This is a genomic window from Planococcus daihaiensis (genome assembly GCF_049262615.1).
Taxonomy (GTDB): domain Bacteria; phylum Bacillota; class Bacilli; order Bacillales_A; family Planococcaceae; genus Planococcus.
In genome coordinates this window covers 2,552,397-2,564,159 of record NZ_CP175504.1, presented here as the reverse complement: position 1 = coordinate 2,564,159, position 11,763 = coordinate 2,552,397, and the positions used below count along the sequence as shown (strand labels likewise).

The 11,763-nt window shown below is 48.6% G+C and carries 10 protein-coding genes; all 10 read right to left on the bottom strand.

The window, feature by feature from the left end:
* Positions 1-8 precede the first annotated feature (8 nt).
* The 10 genes from pcrA to purM all read right to left on the bottom strand — a co-directional run bounded on the left by pcrA (position 9) and on the right by purM (position 11,757).
* Positions 9-2,222, bottom strand: coding sequence for a DNA helicase PcrA (pcrA, locus tag DHX103_RS12585; RefSeq protein WP_422122619.1), 2,214 nt, complete (start codon positions 2,220-2,222; stop codon positions 9-11).
* Positions 2,223-2,250: 28 nt separating this feature from the next.
* On the bottom strand, positions 2,251-2,952 hold the full coding sequence (locus tag DHX103_RS12580; protein WP_422122618.1) for a heptaprenylglyceryl phosphate synthase: 702 nt from the start codon (positions 2,950-2,952) through the stop codon (positions 2,251-2,253).
* A 117-nt stretch (positions 2,953-3,069) separates the two neighbouring features.
* Entirely contained in the window at positions 3,070-3,390 is a 321-nt protein-coding gene (locus DHX103_RS12575) for a YerC/YecD family TrpR-related protein (protein WP_101803366.1), read from the bottom strand.
* A gap of 34 nt (positions 3,391-3,424) precedes the next feature.
* On the bottom strand, positions 3,425-4,486 hold the full coding sequence (locus DHX103_RS12570) for a DUF3048 domain-containing protein (protein WP_422122617.1): 1,062 nt from the start codon (positions 4,484-4,486) through the stop codon (positions 3,425-3,427).
* A 2-nt stretch (positions 4,487-4,488) separates the two neighbouring features.
* Positions 4,489-6,222 carry an adenine deaminase C-terminal domain-containing protein gene (locus DHX103_RS12565; protein ID WP_422122616.1) on the bottom strand — a complete coding sequence of 578 codons (1,734 nt, stop codon included), beginning with the start codon at positions 6,220-6,222 and terminating at the stop codon, positions 4,489-4,491.
* Between the two features lie 201 nt (positions 6,223-6,423).
* The gene (locus tag DHX103_RS12560) at positions 6,424-7,014 is read right to left on the bottom strand and encodes a GNAT family N-acetyltransferase (protein ID WP_422122615.1); all 591 of its coding nucleotides are present in this window, start codon (positions 7,012-7,014) and stop codon (positions 6,424-6,426) included.
* 204 nt (positions 7,015-7,218) lie between these two features.
* Positions 7,219-8,472: a phosphoribosylamine--glycine ligase gene (gene purD, locus DHX103_RS12555; RefSeq protein WP_422122614.1), complete on the bottom strand. Its 1,254-nt coding sequence runs from the start codon at positions 8,470-8,472 to the stop codon at positions 7,219-7,221.
* Positions 8,473-8,490: 18 nt separating this feature from the next.
* Positions 8,491-10,029, bottom strand: coding sequence for a bifunctional phosphoribosylaminoimidazolecarboxamide formyltransferase/IMP cyclohydrolase (purH, locus tag DHX103_RS12550; protein ID WP_422122613.1), 1,539 nt, complete (start codon positions 10,027-10,029; stop codon positions 8,491-8,493).
* A gap of 95 nt (positions 10,030-10,124) precedes the next feature.
* Entirely contained in the window at positions 10,125-10,706 is a 582-nt protein-coding gene (purN, locus tag DHX103_RS12545; RefSeq protein WP_422122612.1) for a phosphoribosylglycinamide formyltransferase, read from the bottom strand.
* The gene (gene purM / locus DHX103_RS12540; RefSeq protein WP_422122611.1) at positions 10,696-11,757 is read right to left on the bottom strand and encodes a phosphoribosylformylglycinamidine cyclo-ligase; all 1,062 of its coding nucleotides are present in this window, start codon (positions 11,755-11,757) and stop codon (positions 10,696-10,698) included. Before purM ends, purN begins: the two co-directional genes overlap by 11 nt.
* Positions 11,758-11,763: the final 6 nt, after the last annotated feature.

Sequence of the window (11,763 nt, the reverse complement as noted above, 5' to 3'; positions counted from 1 at the left end):
CCTCCCGGTTAAACTTTTTCGATCGGCGCGAATTTGGCCAAAAGCCGTTTGATGCCGACTGGGCTCGGGAATGCGATGTCCAGTTCTGTCTGTTCGCCGTCCCCTTTGACACCAACGACTGTGCCTGTGCCCCATTTTTTATGCGTCGCTTTATCGCCTGGCTTCCAGCCAAGCTTGTCGCCGCCTGATTGCTGGTAAGCGGGACGTGATACCGCCGCGCGCTTCGGTGTTTGCTTATAGCCCGTTGCCGCTCCGGCGCGATGCTGGGCAACTGTCTGTTCAATCAAATCTTCAGAGATTTCATTGATAAAACGGGACGGCATATTCCAGTTGCTCTTGCCGAATAGGGTCCGGGAAGTCGCATGGGTCAAATAGAGCCTTTTTTCCGCTCGCGTAATCCCGACATACGCCAGGCGCCGTTCTTCTTCCATTTCCTCTTCATCGTTATTGGAACGCGAATGCGGAAACACATTTTCTTCCAGTCCGATGATGAAAACGACCGGAAACTCAAGTCCTTTCGCTGCGTGCATTGTCATCAGGATGATCGGTCCGTCTGTTTCTTCCTCGTCATCGAGCGAATCGATATCGGAAATCAACGCAAGATCCGTCAAAAAAGCCACCAGCGATTTATCGTCACTCTGTTTTTCAAACGTTTGTGTCACCGTCAGGAACTCATTCAAGTTTTCAAGACGGCTTTCGCCTTCGATGGTCTTATCATTCTGCAGCATCTGGCGGTAACCCGATTTCTTCAGCACTTCCTCCACCAATTCGGTGACCGACAAGTATTCCTGCATTTCGGTGAAACCGGCGATCATGGTGCGGAACTCCAACGCCGTCTGGGCAATTTTCGGTGACACGCCCATAAAGTCGACTTCCTGCAGCGCATCCATAATGGTGCGGTCCTGTTCGATGGCAAAGAGAGCCATCCGTTCAAAAGAAGTCGCCCCGATGCCGCGCTTTGGTTCATTGATGATGCGCGCCAAGGACAGGTCATCATCATTATTGGCAATCAGCTTCAGGTAGGCGAGAAGATCTTTAATTTCTTTGCGGTCGTAGAACTTCGTCCCGCCGACGATTGTATAATGCATATTCGATTTGACGAACATTTCCTCCATGATCCGCGATTGGGCATTGGTGCGGTAAAGGATGGCAAAATCGGACGTTTTGTAGTTTTCCTCTGCCATCAGCTTTTGGATCGTTTGCACGACAAATTGCGCTTCCTGGCGTTCATCACCCGCTTTATGCAAGGTGATGGCCGGACCTTCCGCATTATCGGTATGCAGTTCTTTCGGGTAACGGCTGGTGTTTTTCTTGATGACATCGTTCGCCGCTTGAAGAATGCGCTTCGTGGAGCGGTAATTCTGTTCGAGCATGATGACTTTCGCATTCGGGTAATCTTTCTCGAATGACAGGATATTCGTGATGTCGGCGCCGCGCCAGCGATAAATCGACTGATCCGAATCTCCGACGACGCAAATGTTCTTGTATTTGCTCGCCAATTTCTGGACCAGCTGGTATTGCGCATTATTGGTATCCTGATATTCATCGACGTGGATGTACTGGAATTTATTCTGGTAGTACTCCAGTACTTCAGGCATCGTGTTGAATAAATTCAGCGTCGTCATGATGAGATCGTCAAAATCGAGCGACTGGTTTTTCCGAAGCCTTTTTTCATAGCCTTCATATACTTCAGCAATCGTTTTTTCATAAGGATTGTGGGGATTGGCGTTTGCCGCAAATTCTTTCGCGGTGATGCACTCGTTTTTTGCCGAAGAAATGGCGTTTAAAACCGTCCGCGGTTCGTATTTTTTCGCGTCGAGGTTCTGCTGTTTCAGTACGTTTTTGATGACCGATAACTGGTCTGTCATATCAAGAATGGAAAAATTCTTTGAAAAGCCCAATTTGTCGATATCCCGGCGCAAAATGCGCACGCACATCGAGTGGAAGGTGGAGACCCACATGCGTTCGCCGGTTCCGTGGCCCAGGAGGCCGTCAATCCGGTTGCGCATTTCACGTGCCGCTTTATTTGTAAACGTAATCGCCAGGATGTGGGACGGGTAAACCTGTTTTTCGAGCACCAAATAAGCGATCCGGTGAGTCAGCACGCGCGTTTTGCCAGACCCGGCACCGGCCATGATCAGCAAAGGGCCGTCAGTCGCTTTGACCGCTCGTTCCTGTTCCGGGTTCATTCCTTTAAGTAGGTTCTTCGTTATTAATTCCATTGTGCACCACCTCGAACGTTTGTTCTTATTATAACGATTGATCTATAGTTTCCGCAACCGCCTTGACGGTTCTAATCGCTTTTTCAATATCCGTATATATGATATTGCCGACCACTATCGTGTCGGCATATTGCGCCATTTCTTTCGCTTTGTCAGTTGAATCGATGCCGCCGCCGTAGAACAGGCGAGTATCAACCATATATTCTTTGACCTCTTTCACTAATTCGGGGTCGCCGTAGATGCCGCTGTATTCCATATAAAAAATCGGCAGTTTGAAGAAATGCTCGGCAAGTCGTGCATACGCCACAACATCTTCTGCATCCAAATCCGTATCGGCATCCGTCAGCCGGGCTGCTTTGCAATCGGGATTCAGGATGCAATAGCCTTCCGGAACCAACTCTTCCCAGTCCATGTAATCGCCGTATTCGCGGATCGCTTCATGATGAAGCCCTTTGATCCATTTCGGATTCCGGCTGTTCAAAACCGTCGGGATAAAATAAAAATCAAAGCCCGGCGTCACCGATTCGACTGTCGAAATTTCCAGCACGGCCGGCACGGAAAAACGCCGGACGCGCGCCATTAAATCGAGTACATTTTCGAGTGTGACAGCATCGCTGCCGCCTATCAAGATGGCATCGGTCCCGGATTCACAAATTCGTTCCAAATGTCCATCGGAAATCGCTTTGGCCGGATCCAATTTGAAGACATGCCGCCATGATTGATAATCCATTTCGCTTCACCTGACTTCATTTCGTTTTCATCTATTCATTATAACAAAAAAAAGGCCATCCACTAAGCCTAATCATAGACTTCGTGGACTGCCCCCGTTTTTCGCATTCAAACTGTTTCATTCTTTCGGCAGCTGGAATGGTTTTTCGTCCGGATACAACCGCCCCAGCATTTCATCATAGCCATCATTGCCGTAATTCAAACAGCGGCGGACGCGTGAAATTGTTGCGGTGCTGGCGCCCGTTTCGTTTTTAATTTTTTCATACGTTTTTTTCAGCCGCAGCATGCGTGCAACTTCAAAACGCTGGGATAATGACTGGATTTCACTGATTGTGGCAAGATCATCGAAAAAGCGGTAAGCTTCTTCCCGGTCTTTCAAAGCCAATATCGCATCGATCAGTTGATCTGTTTGTGGACCTCGGATTTTATCTACTTGCATTCAGCTTTACCGTCCTTTCATTTCTTTCCTTTTATCAAGGGGTGTAGCTGACCGATTGTCCCATTCCGGGATTTGTCGGCACGATGTGGATCCACGTCTTCCCCGGAACGAGTTCAATCGTCTCGCCGTCAGCGGTTGGGATGAGCATGCCGCCTTGTGACATCCACTCTATTTCACGGACACCGCCGCTTTGGAAAAGCAGCCCTTGTCCTCCGCTTTCCAGGTCGATCGACTGCCTTCCTTCGGCGTCAATCGTCTCGTGATCCGTTTCGAACACCAGGACATTTGCAACTTCGGCCTGCTGCAGCGTTTTTTTATCGACCGTCGGGAGCCCTCCCGAAGACCGCTTGTAGCGCTGAGCTGTTTCATCGTACGTAAAGGAGCTCACGAAATTGGGATTCTGCCCATATCTCACTTCAAGCGTCGATGACTGTTCCGATATTTTACCATTTCCAGCACCTTTAAAGAAAGCATACGGTGCTTTAACGCTGTAATTGGGTGAAGCGTCTGTCATTGTCATTCCGATTTTAATATTTTCATACGTGATATAGGAATTATGCGGAGCAAACCGGTCGGTCGAGCGCTGGAATAAAGTGCCGTCGTACTTGATACCGTTGATATGATCAACCATACCGGACTCGAGCATCGCGTATGCATCGGGACTATAGCCGTGTGCGACAAAAAAAGCGTCATACGCTGCCGCCAATTCGACAAAATAATCGCGTGCGCTGCGGATCGGCCCCATTTCTTCCGGGAAAGTACTTTGGTATAAAGCAGCAAAACGCGTGACATTGTATTCCGCAATGAATTCAAAGACGATATCCGCTTCATTCAAGCCGGTTTGCGGCCGCGCATCCGGATGATTATTGATAACTGCCAACACCGGCCGGCTTGTGAACGGACCGCCCTCGGCTAGTCCCGTAAACGGTGCAAAGGCCTGCGTGCCCGGCTCTTCGCCCTTTTCAGCAGGCTCTTCCTGTCCATTTCCCGGTTCTTGTTCAGCTTCTTGTTCCGGTTCTTGTTGCATCAACCAGTAAGCGGTGCCTGCCCCGATTGCCAACAACACAACTATGGTTGCGATTGTCCATTTTTTCATGGCTATTGCCTCATGAACGCAGGGAACAGAACTTCTCTATTCTTTACATCGTAAATACCTTTTTGCGTCACGCGGACATACGGCAGATGGGTCGCTTGCAGGAACTGTAAAGTATAGATGGCGTCGCCTCGTTTATAGCCCCGCTCTTTCAACGCCTGCTTCAGGATCGTTTCCTGCTCCATGATCTGTTCCATCGGCAGATCGGACATGCCGCCGCCGTAAGGAAGAGGAATATCGCAAACGGTTTCGCCATTTTCCACCAGCACAATGCCGCCTTTCATCGCTTTCAATTTATCGAAAGCCAGCCACATCTGCTCGCGGTTTTTGCCGATCAGGATGATGTCGCCCGTATTCGAGTACGAAGAAGCGAAACCTTCAACTCCGGTGGTGAATCCTTTGATCAAGGTATTGACCCGCCATTTGCCGTGTTTGTCAATCAGCATCAGGAAACTTTCGTCATGCTCTTTTGACAGCGTCCCGTCATGCGTATCAATATTAACCGAATAAGGTTTGATGATGACATCGTTCACCATTTCAAGCCCGAACGGCATGGAAAATTGGAAGTCGTCTTCTGTGAGTTCGAAATCCATTTCAAGATTCGGCAGCACACCCCAATCGATTTCAGGGAGCGCCAGCACTTTTTCGCCGTCCCGCTTCAGCCATCTCCCGCTGGAAATGACACTTGACGGAACCGGATTATCGATCGAATCCAGAATGTTGAGATTGGCATATCGGCCGGTCGCGATCAATCCATGCATCGCCGTCATATTATAATATCTTGCCACATTATAGGAAGCCATCATATAGGCGTCAATTGCCGGCACGCCGGCTTCCAGCGCGATGCGAATGCACAGATCCATGACACCGTCTTTATGGAAGGAAGGTGTCGAACCATCCGTCGTCATCATCAATTTATCGTAGACATTCAATTCACGTTCAACGACGCCTTTCAACAGGCTCGGCAAATCGGGTCTGATCGAGGAATGTCTCAACGTAACGCCGTAACCATGCAGCAAGCGCATTTCAACTTCATCAATCGTCATCGCTTCGTGGTCGCCGTCCGTTCCCAATAATTTCATGCGGGCCAGCGTCTTCTCAGAGGCCCCAGGGAAATGCCCTTCGATTTTTTTGCGCGTCATTTTTGCTTTTTGGATCCAATAAAGCATTTGGTCGTCGCCGTCCAACAATTTTGGCCAGCCGGTCAATTCACCGCCGAGCAACACTTCCGGCCGATCGAGCCATTCACCGACCGATTTGGATGTGAACAGCATATCCTCTTCCGTCAGCTCCGTCTGCGAATCAAAGCGCGTCCACCAATAGAAGGTGAAAGGCAGTTCATTCAGCTGATCAAGAATTGAAAACGCTTTCTCGTTTTCCATCGACAGGAACAAAGTCAGGTTATCAGATATGAATGTTGTTGTTCCCAATTGTGCTGAATAATCCGCGAACGACTGAGGGTTATAAAGCTGGAAGGGATGTACATGGGGTTCGATATAGCCGGGCACGATGAATTTGCCTGACATGTCCGCAACTTCTGTTGCGTCCCCAATCAACGGCATTTCCTGACCGGCATAGACAATCCGGTCGTCATGGATCCAAATATTTCCTGTCATCCATTTTTTATAGATGCCGTGCAAATAATGGGCATTGATCAGCACAAGATCCGGCGCCGTCTCCTTCGTGATGATTTTCAGTTGATTGCGCAATTCGATATTTTTCCAAAGTGGATTATCCATGAGCCCGCCCCTTTCCGTCACGTATATAATACTTTATATACTAGCATAACAATGCACTTAAATACAGTCGCACCGATGAATACCGGGAACATTCCGACAGTTTTCCGGCAGCCTGTCAATATGAAAAAAGCCAGGGATGATGAAAGCAATGCTTTCCTTCATTCCCGGCTTTTAAAATTTCTATTGACTTGATGACAGTGGTTAATTTTTTATTGGGTTGTTGAACTGTTCAAGCACATCTTTTTTATCCGTCTCTTTGAATGTCAGAACGTCGTCAACCGAATCATACGATTCACCGTAAAAATGTTCATCCTTATAAGTGTGGATGTCTTTATACATTTTCTTCATCGCCTCAAAGATTTCTTCTTCTGATTCATTGTTCGGCGCCCAGTAAAGGATCTCCATTGAGTTCTCTTCACCCGTAGCAATCGAGCGACGATTATAGCCGATCGAATTCGCATGTTCAAACCCTTCGCGCGAATAGAAACGCAGGCGTTTTTCAGAATCCGAATCTTCATAGTCGACAGGTTCCACTTCAAGGATGATCGGCTTCTTTTTGTCTTTCAGCATCTGAAGCGTCTTGCTGCCGAGACCCATGCCACGGGATTCTTTTGCCACAAACAGGTAATCGACAAAAGTGAAATTCGGGAACTCCGCGTACATTAACACGTGATAAGGTCCCTCATCTTTATAGTAAACACTGCCTTTTTCCTTTAATAACGCATCCATATGCTCTTTTGACTTCATTTCTTCAATTGGGAAATACTGGTTTAATTTCTCGTACCAATTCATGAATATTGCTCCTTTCGAGTTTTAACTGACCTGCTGCTTTTGTTGATGGGATAACGATGGATCTTTCTGGAGTTTAATAGAGAGGTAAACGTGGTCTGTAGAAAATCCTCAAATCCCCTTACCTTTGCCGCATTACGACTGGGAAAGAAAAAATGACACATTATTCTTGTCGAATTTGTGTCATTCATTAGTATACCATGTATTTTAGCCTAATGCACGCCATCCGATGTCAGTTCGGTACATAAAACCGCTCCATGACAGTGAATTGATCTGCGCATAAACTTTTTTCTGAGCTTCTGCAACCGTATCCGCTTCGGATGAAATGAACAGCACTCTGCCGCCGTTTGCTGCAAATCCTTCAGGGGTCGCTTTCGTACCGGAATGAAAGATGTCGACACCGGAAAGGCCTGCGAGATCCGGCAGTATTTTGCCTTTGGCGGGTTTCCCGGGATAGCCTTCAGCCGCCACCACCACGCCTAAAACCGCTTTGTCCTGCCATTCCAGTTCATAGTCGTTGCCTTCCAGCATGGCGTACATGAAGTCGCCGAAATCAGATTTCATACGCGGCAGGACAACCTGCGTTTCCGGGTCGCCGAAGCGCGCATTGAATTCGATCACTTTTGGCCCTTCGTCCGTTAAAATTATCCCGGCATAAAGAATGCCGTTGAAAGGCGTTTGTTCCGAATTCATCGCCTCCACAGCCGGCTTGACAATCGTGTTGAAAGTTTTGTCGACCGTAGCCTGTGTAATTTGCGGAACCGGGGAATAGGCACCCATTCCACCTGTGTTCGGACCTCGGTCTCCATCATAGGCGCGTTTATGATCCTGTGAAATCACCATCGGGTAAATTGCTCCATTATAGACGAATGACATGAAAGAAAATTCTTCCCCGTCCAAAAATTCTTCTATCACAATTGTTGCTCCCGATTTTCCATATCGCTTGTCTTCCAGCATATCATGGACCGCTGCAATGGCATCTTCTTCCCTCTGCGCCACGACGACGCCTTTACCGGCAGCCAACCCATCCGCTTTGATGACGATGGGCGCACCCATCTGGCGGATGTAATCAATTGCGGGAGGAATTTCAGAAAACGTTTCATATGCGGCAGTTGGAATATGGTGCTTTTTCATCAATTCCTTGGCGAAGGTTTTGCTTCCTTCGATCTGTGCTGCCGCTTTTGAAGGGCCGAATGCCCGCAAACCCTGGCTTTCAAAGAAATCGACAATCCCTTCAGTCAACGGCTGTTCAGGACCTACAAACGTACAATCTATTTGCTGCTCTTTGGCAAAATCTGCAAGCGCCGCAAAATCCATTTCATCAATGGGCACCAATTGCGATTCCAGGCGCATGCCGGCATTACCCGGTGCAACGTAAACTTTCTCTATCTTTGCAGATCGTGCAAACTGGCGGACGATGGCATGTTCCCGTCCGCCTCTTCCAATAACTAATACTTTCATTGTTTTGCCCCTTCCGACTTAATGTTTAAAGTGACGGATGCCGGTAAAGACCATGGCAATGCCATATTCATCAGCTTTATCGATGGATTCCTGATCCTTTTTCGAACCACCGGGCTGAATGATGGCTTTGATTCCGGCTTTCGCCGCAGCTTCTACCGTATCAGACATTGGGAAAAATGCATCCGATGCCATAATGGCTCCTTTGGCACGTTCTCCTGCTTGCTCCAAGGCAATCTTGGCGGCGCCCACACGGTTCATCTGGCCTGCTCCGATTCCAAGTGTCATATCCGCATCGCAGACGACAATGGCATTGGATTTCACATGCTTGACGACGTTCCAGCCAAGTTTCAACGCTTCCATCTCTTGAGCTGTAGGTTTCCGGTCCGTGGCAATTTGAATGTCAGCATCGCCGTAACCGAAACGATCGGGCTCTTGAACGAGCAAGCCGCCTTCCACTGTGACCGTGTTCCATTTATCCTGCTTCGCACCATCAAATGGAATCGCCAATAAACGAATGTTTTTCTTCTGAGTTAAAATTTCCAATGCTTCCTGAGAGTATGCCGGCGCAATAATAATTTCAAGGAAAATCCCCGACAATTGTGATGCAGTTTCAGCGTCCACTTCCCGGTTCAAGGCGATGATGCCGCCAAAAATGGAAGTCGAATCCGCCTCGTAGGCTTTATTGAACGCAGCGGCAATTGTGTCGCCCGTCCCCACGCCGCACGGATTCATATGTTTGACCGCAACTGCAGCCGGCATATTGAATTCTTTGATGATCTGAAGCGCGGCATTCGCATCCTGTATATTATTATACGACATTTCCTTGCCGTGCAGTTGATCGGCGCTGGCAATGGAAAAATCCGAACCCAGCGGACTGCGGTAAAATGCCGCTTTCTGATGCGGATTTTCACCGTAGCGCAGCGGTTGCTGCAGCTCATATGTAAGCGTCAGCGTCTCCGGATATTCTTCGCCTGTCAAATCGGTTAAATAATTGGAAATATAGGCGTCGTAAGCAGCTGTATGGCGGAACACTTTTGCTGCCAGGCGGCGTCTTGTAGCTGGAGTCGTAGCTTTTGTATCGCCAAGCAATTCACTCAGCACTGCTTCATAATCTGCAGCGTCGACGATGACCGTTACATAGGCATGATTTTTCGCTGCGGAACGAAGCATGGTCGGACCGCCGATATCAATATTTTCAATGGCATCATCAACAGAGACGTCCGGTTTTGAAATCGTTTCGCGGAATGGATATAAATTTACACATACAATATCAATGGGGGAGATGCCGTTTTCAGCCATTTCACTCTGATGCTGGGCATCGTCATGTTTAGCCAAAAGACCGCCGTGGACTAATGGATGCAGGGTTTTTACGCGCCCACCCAGTATTTCGGGGAATTTCGTGATTTCATCAACGGCCGTAATCGCTACGCCGTTAGCTTCCAAAAAACGTTTCGTGCCGCCGGTCGACAGGATTTCGTAATCCAGTCTTTCCAGTTCCTGCGCAAATTCCAAAATACCTGATTTATCCGATACACTTAGTAAAGCTCTCTTTTTCAAGTTGAATCCTCCTATGAGTAATGCAGATGATTTTTATTGTACAAAATGAATGGTTTGTTCTCAAGCCAATTTTTTTGCGATGCCAATAAATTCCGTTATATGTCGGTTCTTTTGAACAATTGCTGCAAAGTAACGGGATACAATCGATGTTCGATGGCATGAATTTCTTGTTCAACCGCTTCCCGGCCACGGCCGTTTACCGAAAAAGATTGCTGCGCAATAATGTTCCCGGTATCCATGCCTGCATCCACAAAATGAACCGTAACCCCGGCTGTTTTTGCGTCAGCAGCCATCGTTTGGCCGATGGCATCTTTCCCCGGAAATGCGGGCAACACCGAGGGGTGGATATTGACGATGCGGTTTTCATAAGCATCCAGCAGCACCGGTCCGATCAGCCGCATAAAGCCTGCCAGCACAATCCATTCCACGCCGAGATTTTGCAGCTTTTCTTTCAGCATTTCTTCATATGCCTGCTTGGAATCAAAGTCAGCTGGCACAAAGGCAAAAGGGGTGATTTCTGCTGCTTTTGCGCGGTCCAATACATAGGCATTCGGACGGTCCGTTACCACCAGCATGATTTCGGCTTCCAACGCCCCCGCCTTTACCGCATCCGCAATCGCCTGAAAATTAGAGCCGTTTCCAGAAGCGAAAACGGCAATTTTAGTCCTATTTTCCATTTAAAGTTCCATCCTGTTCACCGTTGAATTGAACACCGGATCCTTTGGAAACGCGGCCAATCCGATATGCCCGCTCACCGCTCACTTCGGCAGACGCCAATACCTGTTCGGCATCTTCCGCCGCTACGGCAAGCACAAAACCGATGCCGGCGTTAAATACTGAAAACAGGTCGCGGTCTGATAACGAGCCTTTTTCCTTCAGCATTTCAAAAACGCGCAGAACTGGCCAGCTGCCAAGCTCAATTTCGGCTCCAAGACCTTCCGGCATCATGCGTGGCAGGTTTTCAATAAAACCGCCGCCTGTGACATGAGCCATGCCATGGATCTCGGTAGTCGCAGCAATTGCCGCTACCGTCTTCGCATAAATTTTCGTAGGTGTCAGCAATTCATTGCCAAGCGGTCCGAGATCTTCAAAGCCTTCAATGATCTCATCGAGCTGGAAATGGTGTTGTTCAAAGACGATACGGCGCACCAATGAATAGCCATTCGAATGGATGCCGCTCGAAGCAAGGCCGATCAAAACATCGCCGGCAGCAATTTTTTCGCCGGTGACAATTTTCGATTTTTCGGCCGCACCCACCGCAAAGCCGGCAATATCGTATTCATCTTCTTCGTAAAGACCCGGCATTTCCGCCGTTTCCCCGCCGATCAACGCCGCGCCGGCTTCGACACAGCCATCCGCAACGCCTTTTACGATGCTCTCGATCTTTTCAGGCACGGCTTTGCCGACTGCAATGTAATCCAGGAAGAAAAGAGGTTCGGCCCCTTGCGCTACGATATCGTTGACGCACATCGCCACACAATCGATACCGATCGTGTCATGCCGGTCTGCCAGAAAAGCCAACTTCAGCTTTGTGCCGACGCCATCCGTTCCGGAAACGAGCACCGGTTCTTTCAAATTCAGCTCGGACAAATCGAACATGCCGCCAAAGCCGCCGAAAGTTCCCATCAGTCCTTTTCTTGCAGTGCGTTCCACATGGGATTTCATCCGGTTAACGGCTTCATAGCCCGCCTCAATGTTAACCCCTGCTTGTTCATATGCTTTAGACAAATCGGT